At 67.2% G+C, this 17,612-nt stretch carries 16 protein-coding genes; 4 read left to right on the top strand and 12 right to left on the bottom strand.

What is annotated here, in order from left to right; genetic code table 11:
- The first annotated feature begins 107 nt into the window (after positions 1 to 107).
- A complete protein-coding gene (locus tag CA236_RS13530) occupies positions 108 to 431 on the top strand; it encodes a hypothetical protein (RefSeq protein ID WP_093068040.1) in 324 nt (107 codons plus the stop codon).
- Between the two features lie 79 nt (positions 432 to 510).
- On the opposite strand, the gene CA236_RS13525 is transcribed toward CA236_RS13530, so the two are convergent.
- From CA236_RS13525 to CA236_RS13510, 4 genes are all read right to left on the bottom strand, one after another.
- Positions 511 to 1,317, bottom strand: coding sequence for a hypothetical protein (locus CA236_RS13525; RefSeq protein WP_093068038.1), 807 nt, complete (start codon positions 1,315 to 1,317; stop codon positions 511 to 513).
- Between the two features lie 43 nt (positions 1,318 to 1,360).
- The gene (locus tag CA236_RS13520) at positions 1,361 to 1,837 is read right to left on the bottom strand and encodes an RcnB family protein (protein ID WP_093068035.1); all 477 of its coding nucleotides are present in this window, start codon (positions 1,835 to 1,837) and stop codon (positions 1,361 to 1,363) included.
- Positions 1,838 to 1,927: 90 nt separating this feature from the next.
- Entirely contained in the window at positions 1,928 to 3,355 is a 1,428-nt protein-coding gene (locus tag CA236_RS13515; protein ID WP_093068032.1) for an ATP-binding protein, read from the bottom strand.
- On the bottom strand, positions 3,349 to 4,074 hold the full coding sequence (locus tag CA236_RS13510) for a response regulator (RefSeq protein ID WP_093068030.1): 726 nt from the start codon (positions 4,072 to 4,074) through the stop codon (positions 3,349 to 3,351). The genes CA236_RS13515 and CA236_RS13510 overlap by 7 nt, the downstream gene beginning before the upstream one ends.
- A 198-nt stretch (positions 4,075 to 4,272) precedes the next feature.
- On the opposite strand from CA236_RS13510, the gene CA236_RS13505 reads away from it, so the two are divergent.
- Together CA236_RS13505 and CA236_RS13500 are read left to right on the top strand one after the other, a co-directional pair.
- The gene (locus CA236_RS13505; protein WP_093068027.1) at positions 4,273 to 4,935 is read left to right on the top strand and encodes a TetR/AcrR family transcriptional regulator; all 663 of its coding nucleotides are present in this window, start codon (positions 4,273 to 4,275) and stop codon (positions 4,933 to 4,935) included.
- A gap of 80 nt (positions 4,936 to 5,015) precedes the next feature.
- Positions 5,016 to 6,260 carry a DUF1254 domain-containing protein gene (locus CA236_RS13500; RefSeq protein WP_093068024.1) on the top strand — a complete coding sequence of 415 codons (1,245 nt, stop codon included), beginning with the start codon at positions 5,016 to 5,018 and terminating at the stop codon, positions 6,258 to 6,260.
- Positions 6,261 to 6,262: 2 nt separating this feature from the next.
- On the opposite strand, the gene CA236_RS13495 is transcribed toward CA236_RS13500, so the two are convergent.
- From CA236_RS13495 to CA236_RS13455, 8 genes are all read right to left on the bottom strand, one after another.
- On the bottom strand, positions 6,263 to 8,074 hold the full coding sequence (locus tag CA236_RS13495; protein WP_164518941.1) for a bifunctional 3-(3-hydroxy-phenyl)propionate/3-hydroxycinnamic acid hydroxylase: 1,812 nt from the start codon (positions 8,072 to 8,074) through the stop codon (positions 6,263 to 6,265).
- A gap of 2 nt (positions 8,075 to 8,076) precedes the next feature.
- Positions 8,077 to 8,910 carry a fumarylacetoacetate hydrolase family protein gene (locus tag CA236_RS13490; RefSeq protein ID WP_093068019.1) on the bottom strand — a complete coding sequence of 278 codons (834 nt, stop codon included), beginning with the start codon at positions 8,908 to 8,910 and terminating at the stop codon, positions 8,077 to 8,079.
- The gene (locus CA236_RS13485; protein WP_093068017.1) at positions 8,907 to 9,923 is read right to left on the bottom strand and encodes a VOC family protein; all 1,017 of its coding nucleotides are present in this window, start codon (positions 9,921 to 9,923) and stop codon (positions 8,907 to 8,909) included. The genes CA236_RS13490 and CA236_RS13485 overlap by 4 nt, the downstream gene beginning before the upstream one ends.
- Positions 9,924 to 9,946: 23 nt before the next feature.
- A complete protein-coding gene (locus CA236_RS13480) occupies positions 9,947 to 13,339 on the bottom strand; it encodes a type ISP restriction/modification enzyme (RefSeq protein ID WP_206430572.1) in 3,393 nt (1,130 codons plus the stop codon).
- A 9-nt stretch (positions 13,340 to 13,348) separates the two neighbouring features.
- Positions 13,349 to 13,831, bottom strand: coding sequence for a hypothetical protein (locus tag CA236_RS13475; protein ID WP_093068014.1), 483 nt, complete (start codon positions 13,829 to 13,831; stop codon positions 13,349 to 13,351).
- A 989-nt stretch (positions 13,832 to 14,820) separates the two neighbouring features.
- Positions 14,821 to 15,591 carry a hypothetical protein gene (locus tag CA236_RS13465; RefSeq protein ID WP_093068009.1) on the bottom strand — a complete coding sequence of 257 codons (771 nt, stop codon included), beginning with the start codon at positions 15,589 to 15,591 and terminating at the stop codon, positions 14,821 to 14,823.
- Between the two features lie 162 nt (positions 15,592 to 15,753).
- Complete coding sequence (locus CA236_RS13460) at positions 15,754 to 16,239, bottom strand: hypothetical protein (RefSeq protein WP_241212659.1); 486 nt, start codon at positions 16,237 to 16,239, stop codon at positions 15,754 to 15,756.
- Positions 16,148 to 16,429: a type II toxin-antitoxin system Phd/YefM family antitoxin gene (locus CA236_RS13455; protein ID WP_093068003.1), complete on the bottom strand. Its 282-nt coding sequence runs from the start codon at positions 16,427 to 16,429 to the stop codon at positions 16,148 to 16,150. The genes CA236_RS13460 and CA236_RS13455 overlap by 92 nt, the downstream gene beginning before the upstream one ends.
- Before the next feature lie 469 nt (positions 16,430 to 16,898).
- Here CA236_RS13455 and CA236_RS13450 point away from each other — a divergent pair, with 469 nt between their 5' ends.
- Positions 16,899 to 17,609, top strand: a complete 711-nt coding sequence (locus CA236_RS13450; RefSeq protein ID WP_093068001.1) for a DNA-binding domain-containing protein — start codon at positions 16,899 to 16,901, stop codon at positions 17,607 to 17,609.
- Positions 17,610 to 17,612: the final 3 nt, after the last annotated feature.

Here is a 17,612-nt window from a genome sequence, read left to right as displayed (position 1 = left end):
GCCCGCGAGGGGGACGATGTAGAGGCCGCACCCCGCGCGGGTGTGCGGGCTTCGCAACACTCCGTGTCACTTTGTGTCAGCCATCCGTTGCGCGGCACGGGCGATACATGCGCGACACGAACTGTTTCACGGCCATCATCACCGCGCGGGACGGGGTGGATAGAGCGGACGGGTCGGCGCCGTTGCCGGCAGTCAGCAAGGCTCCGTCACCGATCATGCCGCACAACGATTTGTCCTATCACCTTCGCCGCGCCGAGCAGGAAACCCGCATGGCGATCGGCGCGCTGGTGCCGCGCGCCGAGGCGTGCCACGCCGCCCTCGCCCGCCTGCACGCCCGCCTTGCCCTGCAATTGCTGACCGGCATGGCCGGCCCGGCGGGACGAGGCTGCCGCAGCGCCGCGCAGCCCGTGCGCGCCGAGGTCACGGCCTGAATTGGACCGACGCGAACGAACCGCCGCTTCGACAAGGAAGCGGCGGCTCGCGAGAAACCGGGGGTGGGCAGTGCGTGGGCTAGAAGCCGTCGCCGGGCTGGGTCGCCGGCATCTCCTGCGCCGGGGCGCCGGGCGGCGCGAGGCGGAAGGCGAAGGGATAATGTTCGCCGTTCCAGCGCACCGTCATGTGGACGACGCCCGGGCGCTTGCGCAGATCGTCGTACAGCGCGACCGTGACGACCCCGCCGAGGCTGGCGTCGGGATCGACGGTGGTGGTCTGCAGCGTCTCGCCGTCGATCCGGTCGAGCGTATAGTCCAGCCGCTCGCCGATGCTGCGCGCTGCCATCGCCCCCGCGCCGACTGCCGCGACCGCCCCCGCCGCGCCGATGCTGTTGTCCTGCCACGAGATCGCCCGCGCATAGGTGGCGCGCGGGGTATGCACGACGCGATAGCCGTAACGCGTGGTGGAGGCGGTGGAAGCCACGCCCGCCAGCACGCCGGCCAGCGCCAGCGCGCCGACCTGACGGTCGCGTGCCTTGTGCGTGGCGGCATCGGCCAGGTCGTCATGGGTGAGCACGCGCAGCGGCACGCGATCGAAGCTGGCGGTCACATTCTCCGTGCCGAAGTTCGCCGCCCGCCCGCTGCGATTGTACACCGCGACGGAAAAGGCGAGCGTGCGATCGTCGCGCAAGGGCAACGGCCGCACCTCGACCGCCCCGGCCAGGGTCGTCAGGCTGACGGTGGCGACGCCGCGGTCGAACCGCGCAGTCTCCGCGCCGATGCTGATCGGCTGCAGCGTCAGCGGGGGCGCCGCCGCGACGCTCGCCACCGACATGCCGGTCATGGCGATGGCGCCGGCCAGCGAGGCAATCTTGTAGAGCTTCATTGTGGGTCGTCCTGGTCTGTGCGGGGGAACGGCGGCGGCGCGATCACCAGACGCGCGGCACGCTGCGGACGATCACGCCGCTGCGGTTGATCAGCGTGATGTTGTTGTTGACGTAGATCCAGCGATAGCCGGCCGGCGCCACCGTCAGGCCGTAGAAGGCCGGATTGCTGACGACATAGACGCGCATACTGGCGGGCACCGTCGCGCCGACCACCCAGGTGCGCCCCCAATAAGGGCGCGGCACCGCATAATAGCCATGATGCGGCGCGTAGTAATAACCCGGCCGCGGGCCGTGGTAGCCGGCAAAGCCCGGATGGCCGTGCCACCAATTGGGGTTGTCGCGATCCCAGCGGACGGCGCCGCGCGTCGTGATCCGACCGCCTTCAGGGCCGACGATCGTCGTCCGGCGGACGGCATGGCCGTGGCGATCCTGCGCGGCGGCAGGCATGGCGCCGAGCGAGACGGTGCAGGCGGTGAGCGCGAGGGCGCCGACGATCGAGATGCCGTGATTGATACGCATGATGGTCGCTCCAGTTCTTCGAGGACTGGAGGTTTCGCCGGGCTGCGCAACACGACGACGAGCGCCGCGTAAATCATTGTAACAATCGCCTCAGGCGGCGCGCAGCCACAGCCCGGCGCGAAACCCGCCGCCCGGCCGGTTGGCGAGCGTCAGCCGGCCGCCATGGCGCACGAGCAGCGCCTCGACGATCGACAGCCCCAGCCCCGACCCGCCGGTCTGGCGCGCGCGCGATTGCTCCAGCCGGTGGAAGGGTTCGGTCAGCCCGGCGAGCTGGTCTTCCGGCACGCCCGGCCCCTCGTCCTCGACATAGACGATCAGCCAGCCGTCCGTCCGCGTCACCCGCACCCCGGCATGCCCGCCGTAGCGAATGGCATTGTCGAGCAGGTTGGCCAGCATGCGCTGGAAGGAGATGCGCGCGACCTGCGCCTGCGCCGGGCGCGGCAGCGGATCGACCAGGATGACCTCGCCCACCCCGCGGCGGACCTCGACCGCATCGGTGATTTCCGTGTCGAGGTCGATCACCTCGTCGGGAATGCGGTCGGTCTCGCCGGCGTAGCGCGCGAAGGTGAGCGTGTCGTCCAGCAGGACGCTCATCTCCTTCAGATCGGCCATGGCCGCATCGCGCTGACGCGGCTCGTCGATGAAATCGGCGCGCAGCTCCAGCCGGGTCAGATAGGTACGGAAATCGTGCGCCACCGCCGCCATGATGCGCGTGCGCTGCGTGGCGAGCTGCTTCAGCCGGCGGCTGCGGTCGGCGAACGCCGCGCCCAGTTCCTGGATCTCGCGCGGGCCGCCCGTCGGCCATTGCGGATCGGGCTTGCCCGCGCCGTCGCTGCGCACCGCCGCCAGCAGCCGCGACACCGGCCGCGTGGTCTGCCAGGCCAGCACGACGATCGCCACCACCTGCAATACCGCGATCACTCCGATCAGCGCCGGGAAGAAGCGCACCAGCCGGGTCACGACGGGCGGCGTAATCCGGACGATCTCGACCGCCACCCCGTCGCGCCCCCCCTCGTCGGGCAAGGGTACCAGGACACGGACGGGCACGTCGGACAGCACGCGCCCGCCGCCGAAATCGCGCAGTTCCTCATGATCGGCGACCCGGACGTGGACCGGTCGCGCCCCGAGCACCGCGCGATAGGCCGCGGCGAGATCGTCGGGCGACGCCGCCGCCTCGCGCTGCCACGCCATCGCGAGCTTTGCCGCCAATCGACCGGCAACCGCCGGCGCCACGCTCGGCTGTTCGCCGGGCGCCGGTGCCCGGACCAGCCGGACATGACGGAAATCGGTGCTCACCGCCGCCACCACGGCCGGGCGCACGTCCGCCGGCGCGCGCTCGATCGCATGCACGATCAGCGCTACTTCGTCGGCCTCCGGCAGGCGGTAGAAGGTCTGGCGCGGCTTGCCGAAGCCCACGAGCAACAGCACCAGCAGCGCCGCCACCGTCAGCGTGTGGAGCAGCAGCAGCCCGCCCAGCCGCGCGCGCAGCCCGCCGAACAGTCTGGACGGCTTCAGCATCGCGCCACCGGCATCGCGAACATATAGCCGTCGCCGCGGATCGTGCGGATCATCGCCGGCTCGCGCGGATCGTCGCCGATCTTGCGGCGGAGGCGGCTGAGCTGGACGTCGACCGCGCGATCGAAGGGCGTCGCCACCTTGCCGCGCGTCCAGTCGAGCAACTGGTCGCGCGTCACCACGCGCTGCGGATGCGACACCAGCGCCAGCAGCAGGTCGAATTCGCCGCCGGTCAGATTGACCAGCGCGCCGTCCGGCGCGGTTAGGCTGCGATTGCCGGCGGACAGCGTCCAGCCGGCGAAGCGGTAGATCGCCGCCTCTTCTCCTGCCGCCGCCTCGCTGCCGGCGCGCAGCCGGCGAAGCGCCGCGCGAACACGGGCCAGAAGCTCGCGCGCGTTGAACGGCTTGGCGAGGTAATCGTCCGCGCCCACTTCCAGCCCGACGATCCGGTCGACGTCATCGCCCTTGGCACTGACCATCAGGATCGGCAGCCGCGGGCGCGCGGCGCGCAGCGTGCGGCAGATCGACAGCCCGTCCTCCCCGGGCAGCATGACGTCGAGGATCAGGCAATCGAGCCGCTCGACCGGTGCCGAGCGGAAGAAGGAGGCGGCATCGGCATAGGCGAGCACCTCGAACCCTTCGCGGCGCAACAGGTCGGTGACGAGATCACGGATTCCCGGATCGTCCTCGATCACTGCCACCATCGTGTCCGCGACGCTCATCCCTCAGCTCCGTCCACCCGCGATCATCGCGCCGACCCGCGAGCGGCGCGGCGCCCTGCGGTGCGTAGCGCAAGCGGCGCGGCGCTGTGCCGCTGCCGCGTGACGGCGCGTAACGAAACGTAACAGAGCGATGGCGGCCACCCGCCCGGCGGTGACAAGTGACTGGAACGCAGCCGCCGCCTGCGGCATGCCAGCCGGGTGACGATCGCTTCCCCGCCAGTCCCCCAAGCCCGCGTCCTGCGCACCCGCAATGCCCTGCTCGCCGCCGGCCGGCGGTTGTTTGCGGAACGGGCGATCGATGCGGTGGCGATCGACGACATCGTCGCTGCGGCCGGCGTCGCCAAGGGCACCTTCTACAACCATTTCGACGACAAGGATGCGCTGCTCACCGCCATCGTCACCGAGATCCGGTCCACCGTCGAGGAACGGATCGCGACGATCAACGCCGGCATCGAGGATCCCGCGGTGCGCCTGACGCGCGCGATCTGCGTCTATGTCGCGAGCGTCGTCGAATCGCCGGCGGAGGGCGCGATCCTGCTTCACAACGATCCGCGCCGCTCGGCGAGCGAGGCGCTGAACGACGGCCTGCGCCACGATCTCGCCGCCGGGCTGCGTAGCGGGCGGCTGGCGCTGCCCACGGTGCAGGCCGGGCTGCTCTTCGTGATGGGGGTGGCGCACATCCTGCTCTATTCCACCGTGCGGCATCACGACGACTGGTCGCCGCTGGTGCAGACTCAGCAGCTGTGCGCGATGACGCTGCGCTCCTTCGGCCTGGCGCCGCCGGAGGCCGAGCTGATCGCCGCGCAGGCGGCCGACGCCATCATCCGCCCGCAGCGCCACGAGGCTGATCGCACCGACTGACCGTTCGGTCAGTTTGAGCTTGCCGATGCCACTGCCGCGCGGCAGGACAGGGCGCTGGACGAGGTCGAGGAGAGCGAACGATGCGCCACACGCTCGAGGAGCAGGCCGCAGAGGCATGGCTGTATGGCCTGCCGCTGATCGAGATGGCGGCCACCCGCACCCGCGTGCTGCGCCTGGGCGTGCAGCAGAACCGCCTGCACCACGTCCACCGGCTGCTCACGCCGCGCGATCGTGAGGTGACGCTGCCGAACAACGACACGCTCTATTCCAGCGCGCACCTGGACCTCAGCCACGGTCCCGCGACGCTCACCCTGCCGCCTGCCGGAGAGCGTTACCTGTCCTTCGCGCTGATGGACGCCTGGACCAACAATTTCGCCATCCTGGGCACCCGCACCACCGGGGCCGAGGGCGGCACCTTCCGCATCGTCGGCCCGTCCTCCGACGAGACCGGCCCGATGGTGATCCGCGCGCCGACCGACTTCGTCTGGGGGCTGGCGCGCGTGCTGGTCGACGGGCCGGCGGACCTGGAGGCGGCACGAGCGGTGCAGCAGGCGATCACGCTCGACGCACCCGCCGCGCGCGACTGGACGCCGCTCGCCAGCCGCACCGCCGACTGGGCCGACTATCTCGCCGCCGTCGATGCCATGATGGTGGCCAATCCGCCGCCCGCCACCGATCTCGCGCTGCGGCGTCGGATCGCGGGGCTGGGCATCGGCGAGGGGCGGTTCGATCCGACGCGCTTCTCGCCTGACGCGGCGCAGGCGATCGCGACGGGCGTGCAGCAGGCGCGACACTGGGCCGTCGCCGCCGGCGGGATCGGCGCACGCGCCGTGGACGGCTGGCTCCAGCCCGGGCACGGCGTCGGCGACTTCGGCCAGGATTATCGTTATCGCGCCGCCGTCGCGCTGAAGGGGCTGGCGGCGATGCCGTCGGTCGAGGCGCTGTACCTGCAAGGCACCGGCACCAGCGACGGCCTCTACGACGGCACCCGCCAATGGCGGCTGCACTTCGCCGCCGATACGCTGCCGCCGGTCGACGGCTTCTGGTCGCTGACGATGTACGAGGCGGCGGACGACGGGCAGATGTTCCTCACCGCCAATCCGCTGCAACGCTATTCGATCGGCGACCGGACGCCCGGGCTCGCAAAGGCGGCGGACGGCAGGCTGACGATCGCGATCGGCCACGAGCCGCCGGCGGACGTTCCGGAGGTGAACTGGCTGCCCGCCCCGGCCGGCCCGTTCGGCATCGTGATGCGCGCCTATCTTCCCCACACCGAATGGCTCGACGGCATCTACCGGATGCCGCCGCTCCAGCCGGCAGACTGATGTCAGCCGGTCCGCTGCCCGCTCAGCGGGAAGGACCCGAACGCCCCCGCCTTGGCCGATCCGGTGATCGTGTCGCCCTCGATCGTGGCGGTCATGTCGAGCGTCATCGGCATCGGCGTGGTGATCTTCTGCTGCCACGTCAGCGTGTTGCCGCTCACCGCGCCGGACACGTCGAACGAACCGGCGTCGCCGGCATTGGTGCCGGTGAAGCGATCGCCGGCGCTCTGCACCGTCAGCACCGACTTGCGCTCGCCCATCGGCGATTTCACGACGACGTCGTAGGTTCCATCGATCGACATTTCACTCTCCCGTATGAAGGCGCCGTCCGGCACCGGTGATTGCGCCGCCGTGGCGAAGCGATAGGCGGCCTGAAGATCGGACGGCGTCCCCGTCCCGAACACATAGCGGTCCGGCCGAACGAGCACCGCGGGCACGTCGCGCGTGCGCAGCCATTCGGCGATCGCCGCCGCGAACGGCGCCAGCGCGGGGTGCGACAGATCCGCGGCGCGAACGCCGCCCTCCCCCGTGGGGATCGGCGCGTCAGCAAGCAGCCACGCTCCAGCCCCCAGCACGTCATCCAGCCGCTCGCCCGCCGCGCCGAGGAATTGCGGGAAATAGTCGCCTGCCGCCGCCGACCCGGCCAGCAGATGCCCGTTCGCCAGCGCCGCCGCGGGCGGTCGCATCTCGCCCGCCTGGGCGCGCGCGGCGATCATCTGCACGTCGCGCGCGGCGGCGATCTCGGGATCGAGCTCGCAGACCGTGCGCCCCATCATCATCGCCAGCGCGATGATCTGGCGGACATGCGGCTCGCGCTCGGCCTGATAGGTGTCGAGCAGCGTCGCCGGCGCGTCCCCTGCGACCACCGCCGCCAGCTTCCAGCCGAGGTTGGCCGCGTCGCGCAGGCCCGAACACATGCCCTGCCCCGCGAACGGCGGCATCTGGTGCGCCGCATCGCCCGCCAGCAGCACCGGCCCGGCGCGCCAGCGATGCGCCACCCGCGCGTTGAAGCGATAGACCGCCAGCCGCTCGACCTCGACCGCGCCCTCGACGTTCCACGGCGCGAGCAGCGCGGCGACGAACGCCGGGTCGGTCGCCTGCTCGGGCGTCTCGCCCGGCCGCAGCATGAACTCCCACCGGTGCCGCCCCGACCCCATCAGCACGCAGGTCGTCGGCCGCGCCGGATCGCAGATCTGCAGGTTGATCGTCGGCAGCCGCGCCGCGTCATGCACGATCGCATCGATCACCAGCCACGGTTCGTCGAAGCACAGATCGTCCAGCGCGATCCCCGCCAGGGCGCGCGTCGCGCTGCGCGTGCCGTCCGCCCCGACGACGAAGCGCGCGCGCACTGTTGTTTCGTCCGCGCCGTCGGCGAACCGCGCCGTCGCACCGTCGTCGTCCATCGCCAGCGCCTGCAGCGTCCAGCCGGTGCGCAGCGTGATCGCCGGGTTGGCGTGCAGCGCGTCGCGCAGCGCCCGCTCGATCGACGGCTGGTGGATCATGTTCGCCGCCGGCCATCCGCCCGCACCGATGCGGTCCGCGCCATCGAAGCGCAGCAGCACGTCGCCCCTGGCATTGACGAAGTCGTAGCGCGGCGCCTGCCGGCACGATGCCATGATCGGTGCCGCCAGCCCGAGCGCCTGGAAGATGCGCACCGTTTCATGATCGATATGCGCCGCGCGCGGCAGCGGGTAGATGTCCGCTGCCTTGTCCGCGATCAGCACGCGCACGCCCTGCTGTGCCAGGAACAGCGCCAGCGCCGATCCCGTCGGCCCCGCGCCGACGATCAGGACGTCGCACGTCCGGTCCTGCGCCACCGTCAGTCTTCCGCCACCATCGTGGCTTGGATGGCGCCGATGCGGTCGATCTCGCAGCGCACCGTGTCGCCCGGCTTCAGGAAGCGCTTGGGCTCCATCGCCGCACCGACGCCGCCCGGCGTGCCGGTGAAGATCAGGTCGCCCGGCTCCAGCGTCATCGCGGCGGACAGATGCTCGATCTGCTGCCACAGATCGAACACCAGATGCCGCGTGTTCGACGCCTGCCGCTGCTCGCCGTTGACGAAGCAGCGGATCGCCAGGTCGTGCGGGTCGCCGATCTCGTCCGCCGTGACGATCCACGGGCCGATCGGGGCATGCGTGTCGAACGACTTGCCCAATGCCCATTGCGGGCCGGCATGCTGCCACATCCGCTCGGTCACGTCGTTGCCGACGCAATAGCCGAAGACATGCGCCGCCGCGTCCGCCGCCGCGATGTGCTTGGCGCGCCGCCCGATCACCGCCACCAGTTCCACCTCGTAATCGACGAACGGCGCATTGCGCGCGATCAGGATCGGATCATGCGGTCCGTTGATCGAGGTCTGCGCCTTGGTGAACCACACCTGCCGCTGCGGCGTTTCCATGTTCGATTCGGCGATATGATCGGCATAGTTGAGGCCGATCGCGAAGATCTTGCCCGGGCGCGGCACCGGCGCCAGCAGCCGCACCGAAGCGAGCGGCAGCCCCTCTCCCGTCGACGCCGACGCAAGCGCATCGCCCCGCGTGTCCCAATCGGCGATCAGGTCGATCATCGATCCTGCCCCGGCATCGACGATCCGGTCGCCGGCGACCACGCCGATCCGCGCCTCGCCGCCCTGCTCGTAGCGCGCCAGCTTCATGCCACTTCCTTTCGTCCGCGGCGGAACAGCTGCCGCAACCTGATGTTGAACGCCATCAGCCGCCCGACATTCTCGAAACTCGGCGCACGCTTGCCGGCGAGCGCCGGGAACGGGCTGCCCCATTGCACGTCGAGCATGTCGCGCACGGTCGCCTTGTTGGATCCGTCCTCGGCGGTGAACAGATCGCCGTCAGTCCAATGCTCCAGTTCGTGCCCCCAGGGATCCTTCCAGTAATCGAAGATCTGGCTGCCCAGCTTGTGCCGTCCCACTCCCCAGGCCGCGTTGCGCCCCCTGGCCTTCAGATGCGCATGGCCCAGCATCAGGTCGTCCAGCCCGGCGACCTCGAAAGCGGCATGGTTGAACCCCGGCCCGCCGGGCAGCTGCGCCAGGAACAGCGTATGGTGGTCGGTCGGCTGGTCGCCGCGGTCGCAGCGCATGAAGGCGCCCAGCGCCACGCCCGGCGCCGCCTCGATCTCGTCGGAGGTGATGAAGCCGAAACGTTCCTTGTACCAGCGCTCCGATCGCCGGAAATCCGCGACGTTGAGCACCGCATGGCCCAGCCGCCGGACGCGCGAAGGGCCTTGCGCCAGCCGCACCGCGCTGCGCAGCCGCCGCCGCAGCGCCGCGGAGTTGAACCCGCTTTCCGGCACGTGCGCCCCCGCCTCGTCCCACGCCTGCCCGGCGACCGCCTCCACCGCATTGCCGTCCGGATCGCGCAGCCGGACCACCCAGCCGCCGCCCGGCGCATCGAACGGCTCGACGCGCGCGCCCTCGCTGTCCGCCAAGCGCTCCAGCGACTCGCGATCCGCCAGCCGCAGGCCCAGCCCCAGAAATGCCGCTTCGCCCCGCTCGGTCACATGCGCGAACGGCGCGCCATCCGATCCGCGGCCGTACAGGCGCCCGTCCCGTTCAAAGCAGGAAAGCCCGAACTCCTCGAGAAAACGGCGCATTTCCGCCAGGTCCGGCGCTGCGAAGCGCACATGCCCGATATCCTCTACCCGCGTGATGCTCATCACCGCGCCTCTATATTGACTGTTTAGTCATTGTCATCGACGACGACCTGGCCCGTTTCATCCCTCGCGGTCCAGACGATCGCGTCCGCTCGCGCTTCGTCATGCGTCGCATTCAGCGCCGGTCCCATAGCGAGGATCTCTGTGATCCGACGCGCCGTTTGTGCGAAGTGAAGCACCTCTTCACCACGAAGCGGTCGCCCCATAATCGCCGTTTCGCGGTACGAAAGCCACTTCTTGAGGGCCTGGTAGCCGCCCGCAGTGTAGCTCCACACCTTGGACGGCACAGCCCGCCAACCCGCCGTCCCGTTCATCTCGATGTCGACGGCTCTATCACCGGTGACGTCCAGCAATGCAGCCAACGAAAGGCCGTGCCGGGTTGCGATCTGGCGCAGAGCCTCCAGTTCCGCCTCGGTCCACTCCCTTTCTGTCGCCATGCCCGCGCCGGGCATGATCAGTCGCGTTCCGCTGTCCTTCCGCTGTACCGAACCCCAGCCCGCGGTGACCTCGTAGGACGAGCCGTAGGGCAATCCGATCGAGGACAGTCCCGGCAACAGCGCCCCGCGGCTGACACCATCCACGGCCACCTCGACATCGAGGAGAGCCGCAAGTCTTGCCCCCAGCGCCGCAGAGCGCGCGAACGTCTCGTTCGACGCCGGGATCGGGATGCGAGGCCAGTCGACACGAAGGGCATCGATGTACCGCGCCTCGTAGACCGGCGCATTCAGGGTGGCGAGAACGTGGTCGAACAGCTGGTCACTCGTGAGATCCCGCTCGGCCAGCATCGTCTTCACCGACTTGGCGAGGTTCGGCTCGACATTCTGGGTGTCCTGACGAACCCGGGCCGGGAAGATCGACACGTTGCTCTCGACAAGGTGGTGATCGCCGAGAACGCTGACGGACTGGGGCTTGTAATAGACCCCCATGCGGTTCCGGACGCCGGCCGTGAGGAATCGGTTTCCTACTTCTGCATTGGCGAAAAACTCGGGGCGTTTCTCGTCAATCAGCTTGGTGTCGGGGTCCCAATATGCCCAACGAACGTCAAAGGGCCGGTAGGCATAGCGCACGATTTGGCCGAGTTGATATTTCCGCTCGATCAGCGCTTTGCGCGTGGTTGCCGCGTTGTACCGTTCGGTCGTGTTCACGAGAGCAGGGTGCGACTTCGCGAGCTCGGCGTCCGTCGTCTTCGGGTCGAGATAACGCTCGATCCTGCGCTCAAGCGCGTCCCGGTCGACGTCGACCAGGAACTCGTCCCGACTCGTCTTGACGCCCGGAAACCCGACAGGCAGCAAGCTGGGTAGCAGAGGCCATTCAAAGTACGCCGGATCGACGTCGAACGGCATGAACTGCAATCGCATCGGCAAGGTCGGAGCCACGGACTCGTAGAGGGTCGCCGGGTCGGCTTCCGCCGTCGCGGCAAGCGCCTCCCTCTTGCCGGCGCCCCAGATGTTACGGAAGCCGATCACATCGGTCGGCTGATGATCCTGGTGGCGCACCATCGTGACGATCGCCGTGCCCACCTGGATGCCGGCAGGGTTGGCCGTGGTCGCGAACACGGATGGGTCGGCCGAGCCATCAGGCGTGCGCTTCCCGGTCTTGTACTTGTCCCCGTTCAGACAATCGACGTTGATCGTGTCGAATGCCTCCAGATATCGCTCCCGCATGCCGGAGCAGCTGGAGCTGTCCAGCCAGCTGTAGTTGGAGATGAACGACACCACGCCCTGGCCCGTCTTCTCGGCAATACGCCGCTCAGCCATTCGAAAGAAGCGGACGTAGAGCTCGTTCAAGCCCTGGCCCTGGGCGGGGGCGACCTTCTTCACCTTCCGGTACTCGTTCGAGAGCGCCCGCTCCTCCGGATTGGAGGACACGCCGGCGAAGCCGTCATAGGGCGGGTTTCCGAGTACGACGAGGATCGGCCTGGTCTGTTTCACGGCATCGGCCGAGGCCCGCTCTTCCTCCAGTTCCGCGAAGGGCAGGGGCTTGTTCGTGTGCGGTTCCCACCCGGTGAGGGCGTTGGTCAGGTAGATCCCCGGCCGCGCATCGTCGGGTATCGGCGCCCCCATGTTCGAGAGCGTGATGCCCGCCTGCATGTGGGCGACGACGAAGGGCGCCGGCATGATCTCGAAGCCGAACACCCGGTTGCAGGCGGCACTTCGCAGTCGATCCGCGACGGCAGAACCGAGCCCATGAGCAGCCAGGTTCGCCTCAATCCGGCGCAGGACGGAGTTGAAGAAACCCCCGGTGCCGCAACAGGGGTCGAGGACATAGACCCGCTCGTCAGCGAGCCCATCCGAAATGCCAAGGTCGTGCTTGAGAGCACGGTCGACGCGCGCGACCATGTAGTCGATCACCTCGACCGGCGTGTACCAGACTCCGAACTGCTTCCGGAGCTTGGGATCGAACGCCTCGAGGAAGGGCTCGTAGAAGTACTGGACAGCGCGTCCTTCCTCGAAGCGCTTCAAGAACTCCTTGGCGTCGATCCGGTTGAGCGTCTCGCCGGTCCAGTCGAGCACCTCGACGAGGTCCAGCTTCTTGATGTGCTTCGGAGCGGTGAGCTGCTGAAACAGTGTCGCCACGAACGGCACATGGAGGGTCCATGCAGCCGAGTGCCAATCGAACCGCGCAGGGTTGCGCGGTGTGGTGCGCGCCCAGATGCCCCACGCCGAAAACAACCCGTAGAAGAGCGTCTGGATGAGGGTGGACCTGAAGAAGTGATCACCCTTCTCGCCCTCGAAGGTGATCCCGAGGGCATCCTCCAACGCGGTACGGATCGTCTTAAGCGCCGGCAGATCACCAGCGGCCTCGACCCTAGCCAGTGCGTCGCGAGCATAGGATGCCAGAAACCACGCGACGTCCTTGGGTTGAACGAGAGCGACGTTCTGCGTGAAGGCGCGCCGAAGATACTCGACGAACGCGCGGCCGACTGACTTGGCGGCTTCAGCCGGCTCTTGAACGAGGGACCAGAACTCGGGCGCGCTCTGCGCGATCGCGAACGCCTCCAGACGTGCGGCCTGGCCGTCGGGTCCGCGTCCGACCAGCTGGAAGGCGCGCAGGTTGGTCACGAGGACCAGTCCATAGCCTTCGAAGTATTTAGTCAGCTGCTTGGGTGTCGACTTGAACAGGCTGTCATCGGCGACGCCCTTGACCTCTACTACCCCGCGCTCGGGCGCCTGCCCCGGCCGCGGTGCGCCCTTCTGAATCTGCCGCGCTGCGAACAAACCGAAATCGGGGCTGCCGGCGCCGGTGTTGGCGAGCTGCGACACGGGCAGCACCTTGGGCCGGAGGGAAGCCCCCACGCGCTCGAACAGGGTGTTCAGCGCGGGATAGTAGGCGGTCTCAGGCGTGCCGGCCCCCAAAGCATGGACCCGACGGACGGCTTCGAAGAACTCCTCCGCGATCTGTTCAGGATTGTATGCCACTCTGCCCCTTCACGCTGATGCCCGGCTCGCAAACCGTGCCTCGATCCTCCTGTTAACAAGCTGCGTGACCTTTTGCGCGACTTCTTCAAGCGTCGCCGTCAACCTGTTGAGCTGCGACAGCGTCCCTGACAGCTCTGGTCCATAGCGGGCTGTCAGGTACTCCCTCCCGCTGGTAAGCCGGTGCAGATGATCGGCCGTCCGCTGGCGCAGGACGAGACCGCACTCTCCCGCTCGCTTCGCGCGCGCCCCGAGGTCGTGCTGCAGCCCACGGACTGCTTGGGGTGTCTCGCCAGCATCAAGCATCAGCGCGTTCAGGTAGAGCTCGATCGCGTGGATCGCTAAAACGCGGGCCGGAGCGAGCTGGTGTGGCTCCGATCCGTGAGACCGCGCCATCAGATGCAAGCAGCTACCGCGAAACTCGTGTGCGAGGTTGAGGATCTGCCAGGCGCTCGCCGCCGAACCCGGGTACGCTGGCACGATGTCGTCAGGCATCAGCTAGTGCGTTCCTCGGAAGCGGGAGGGACTCCGTTTTCCATCGTTTCGCTGGTCCCGTCCATCTGTCGTGGTTCGGCCTCATCGACAAAGCTCAATAGCATATTCAGGAGTAGAAGTTCTTCGAACGCGTGATCGTCTGGTACATCCGGTCGATGCGCACGGGGGTTCCTGATCGTGCCAAAGGCCCCCTCAAAGAGCTTCACCCGCGCGATTACCTCGCCCTTCTCTAAGTCGGGCCATACGAGAGGTGCGTTGTCCTCAGAGAAGGCGTTGTTCCAAAATGCACCCTCGCGCTGACCCCTTGACCTGCCCTTGGGCAGCTGCGTTTTCACTCGATGCTCGATGTCTCGAGCGACGTCACGCAGAACCTGGTCTGGCTTTACAAAGAACTCCTGCGCGGTTGAGCGTAGAGAAGGATGAAGCAAGGATAAGGGCAGGACGGGTCGGCCGTACTCCCAAGTCCTTCTCTCACGAAAGTAAGGCGCGTCGAGGTAATGAGTGAAGTGCTGCCTCCGTCGTACGTCACCACCATTGCGAATGAGCTCGATATCCTCATCCAAGAGCGCACAGTGTCTCGCGCGTAAAAGGACGTCTCTTCTTACAACCGCATCTTCGGGGTAGCAGTCGCGATCGACCAGAAGCTTAATTGAACTCGCTAGTGCTCGAGCACCTTGGCCGTTGTAACCAGAAGTGAGCCCGCCGCGTACAACAACGGCACCGTCAGTTGTTTCGATCAAGAGCGCGTGGTCACCGTGCCCGAACGTATCGAGATCCGAGATGATCCAAGCTTTTAGAGGCCTGGAGCACGTACCTAGAAGAACAAGTAGGTCGCCGATAGCTTCGTCGCATGTAGGGCCGCCTATATACCGGGGTTGCCCGGTGTCGTTACCTCGCTCCCCAACGAGAACGGCCCAGGCATAAGCGCGGAACTGTCTGGTTACGTAGGATCTTATAGACACTTGCTGGACCTCGCCTCCTGCGGTGGGTCAGAACGCGCCTTCGACGACATCATCATTTCTGGTCCCGCGAAGCGCGTCCCTCTGTTCCTGGAGCTCGGCTTCGCGTGAGCAATGATACCACTCGTTGCCCGCGGTTCGGCACAAGTCGATCGACTTCGCTTCTTGCTCGAGACGCCGCTCTTTGCGGCAGTGGGCATCACGATTGCGTGCGTCCGAGGCAGCACACATCATGTGGGAGGAGTAGACACGGTCCACCAGCGCCAGCTCCGAAGCGCTGAAATTGTTCTGGACCAAGTTTTCTCGGGACCGGGCCTGCAGCTTTTCGAGCGCACCCGGCGTATTCCTCACCTCATCCTCATCCAGCTTGGTCAGGGCATCATCGCTTTCGTCGCGGCTCGACTGGGCGTTTACAATGTCCGGCCGAGCAACCTTGCCAAGCATCGTAGCCAGCGGGCCGCGGAGTGCTGACACGTCGACGGAGATGATCGGGCTGCGAGGATCCGAAAGGTTCGCCTTCACCTGGTATGCGAACGGCGCATCTTCGCTACCCTCCACCCCTTCAGCAGAGATATGAAGTGTGCCCGAGCATTCGACGCTCTGGTTTGCACGGTCCACAGAGGTACTGGTCACGTCGCCAGCAACGAAGGAAAGCTTGGCCAGCCACCCGGCTTTAAGTTCGTCATATCGCTCGGCGAGAAGCTCGTCGCGGGGCGCCTGCGCGTTCTCTCGGACGACGTCATACGCCTGAGACAGAATGGCATCAGAGACACAAACCTTGGGATCACCGCTCTGAAGCATCGACTCCGGTGATCCCGAGCAGGCCGCGAGGGCCGCCAGCCCAACTATGCAAGCGATGTTCCGTGTTCGCATCTGTGCCTTCCCCCAACACAAGCTATTCGCCCATTTACAACGGATCGCCTTAGGCCATCTCGACGGTACGGGGACAAGCCACCTGACTATTCAGTCGCGGTCGACCGGCCGACCGATCCCGACCGCCACCATCGTATCGAGGACGCGCTGGAGCAGGCTGGAGGGCAGGAAGCCGTAGCTGGTGGACGGCTCGCGCCCGGGGATCGGCCGCGTGTCGTAGCCCGGCCACGCATAGCGGTTCCACTCGCTGACCACGATCCACGACCGCTCGCCGGAAAGCCCGAGCTGCCGGCGAACAGCTTGCGGCATCTCGATCGCGACGTCGTCGGCGCCGGGCTCCTTGGTCGTGAAGGGAACGACATGGACGAGGGGAAGACCATCGCGGCTGACTGTCATCAGCACGACGGCGACAGGTCGGTCCTTGATCCCTTCGTCGCGACCCTCGCGATACTCACGCTCCCAAAGATAGCTGTAGTTAAGGACTTCACCCGGCTCCGGCAGCTTGGAACTGCCTTTCGGCTTCTTCGCTGCCTGGCCCGGGTTTGACGGCACGGAGCGCGTCGAGGGTTTCTTCATCCAGATCCTCCGTGCGCCCGGCGACCCGTTCACGGCGTCGCAGGCGCTCATATTCGTCCACAGGAACCATGACGAAGCGCACCCGGCCGTTGCGGCTGACGCCGACAGGGCGGATCATCGCCTCGTCGGAATAATGGCCGAACTGCTTCTGCAGCGTGCCGGACGGCACGATTTCCATGCTCTTCGCCATGAGCGGCGCTCCAATCTTGTCGCAGTTACCGTGGTAGGATCTGTTTCAACCGCCTGCCCGCGGGCTGTCCTTCACCAGTGCGTTGCGGATCTCCGCTTGGCCTAGCGGCCGTTCTCTTTGCACATCGGGACGTCTTCAGCGTGTATGGCGGTCTTGTTGCGTTGCGTTTGTCTGTTTCCGAGCGTTACCTGGAGCAAGCCAGCCTGAAAGGCTGACAGGCCGGATCATGCGGATAATCCGGGAAGCCGTCAAGACCTGGTTCACCCGGCAAAGATGCACATTGTTTATTCCAGTAATATCCCTTCCTGGAATAAAGGGGCACGTGTATGGTCCCGATGTCGCAGTTCCTGAATAGGTGGACTGCGGCCTTGATTGCCGGTTCGCCCGGGCATTCTGCTCCCGAAACGCTGGACTCATGCCCTGAAAAGATAGACTTTGTCCGCAGTCCAAGCGGCAGGGTTGTGAACCGATGCGCGAGGCGGGAACGGACGGTGCGAGTGACGCAGCCTTTAGCGAGGCCCATCGCCGGGAACTCGTGATCCGGCCTCTTGCCGCCAAGGTCACGATCAATGCCCAGACCGCAGCGAACGCTGCAGCCACCTTGGGTCTTGGACGCTCCCGCCTGTTCGAACTAATCCGGGCGTACCGCGCTTCACCGGAGCTCGCCTCGCTTCTCCCGGGCAAGCGCGGTCGGGTACGGGGCGAGCGCCGGTTGCTGAGCGAACAGGAAGACCTGATCCGCCGAGCGCTCCGCGAGGTTTATCTCACCGCGGAGAAGCCGAGCGTAGCTAGCTTGCGACGTTGGCTGCGTCACGAGTGCCTGAAGGCCGGCGTCCCAATCCCGAGCGTAAAGGCACTGCGCGCTCGCATCGCGGCGCTTCCGCCGGAGGACATCATCGCCGCACGCGAGGGCACCAAGGCGGCGGCCGACCGGTTTCGGCCGGTGCGCGGCCGCCTTGAGGCAGGCTACGCACTCGAACTCGTGCAGTCCGACCACACGCTCGTCGACGTAATCGCAGTCGACGACGTGTACCGTCGGCCGATCGGCCGGCCGTGGATCACGCTCATGATCGACATTGCGAGCAGGACGGTGCCGGGCTTCCACCTCACGATGCTGCACCCGTCGGCGGTGTCGGTTGGGATGGCCATGCGCCACGCCGTGCTGCCGAAGGACCCCTAGCTC

The organism is Sphingomonas sp. ABOLG (assembly GCF_003950435.1).
Lineage (GTDB): Bacteria > Pseudomonadota > Alphaproteobacteria > Sphingomonadales > Sphingomonadaceae > Sphingomonas > Sphingomonas panaciterrae.
The sequence above is the reverse complement of the archived record's forward strand: the minus strand, read 5'-3'. Positions and strand labels throughout refer to the sequence as shown.

Bases quoted from the DNA above. Each gene is read 5' to 3' on its own strand.
- CA236_RS13500 (WP_093068024.1), top strand. From the start codon at position 5,016: ATGCGCCACACGCTCGAGGAGCAGGCCGCAGAGGCATGGCTGTATGGC.
- CA236_RS13455 (WP_093068003.1), bottom strand. From the start codon at position 16,429: ATGGCGAAGAGCATGGAAATCGTGCCGTCCGGCACGCTGCAGAAGCAG.
- CA236_RS13510 (WP_093068030.1), bottom strand. From the start codon at position 4,074: ATGAGCGTCGCGGACACGATGGTGGCAGTGATCGAGGACGATCCGGGA.
- CA236_RS13515 (WP_093068032.1), bottom strand. From the start codon at position 3,355: ATGCTGAAGCCGTCCAGACTGTTCGGCGGGCTGCGCGCGCGGCTGGGC.
- CA236_RS13490 (WP_093068019.1), bottom strand. From the start codon at position 8,910: ATGAAGCTGGCGCGCTACGAGCAGGGCGGCGAGGCGCGGATCGGCGTG.
- CA236_RS13465 (WP_093068009.1), bottom strand. From the start codon at position 15,591: ATGCTTCAGAGCGGTGATCCCAAGGTTTGTGTCTCTGATGCCATTCTG.
- CA236_RS13530 (WP_093068040.1), top strand. From the start codon at position 108: ATGCGCGACACGAACTGTTTCACGGCCATCATCACCGCGCGGGACGGG.
- CA236_RS13450 (WP_093068001.1), top strand. From the start codon at position 16,899: ATGCGCGAGGCGGGAACGGACGGTGCGAGTGACGCAGCCTTTAGCGAG.
- CA236_RS13520 (WP_093068035.1), bottom strand. From the start codon at position 1,837: ATGCGTATCAATCACGGCATCTCGATCGTCGGCGCCCTCGCGCTCACC.
- CA236_RS13460 (WP_241212659.1), bottom strand. From the start codon at position 16,239: ATGAAGAAACCCTCGACGCGCTCCGTGCCGTCAAACCCGGGCCAGGCA.
- CA236_RS13485 (WP_093068017.1), bottom strand. From the start codon at position 9,923: ATGAGCATCACGCGGGTAGAGGATATCGGGCATGTGCGCTTCGCAGCG.
- CA236_RS13475 (WP_093068014.1), bottom strand. From the start codon at position 13,831: ATGCCTGACGACATCGTGCCAGCGTACCCGGGTTCGGCGGCGAGCGCC.
- CA236_RS13525 (WP_093068038.1), bottom strand. From the start codon at position 1,317: ATGAAGCTCTACAAGATTGCCTCGCTGGCCGGCGCCATCGCCATGACC.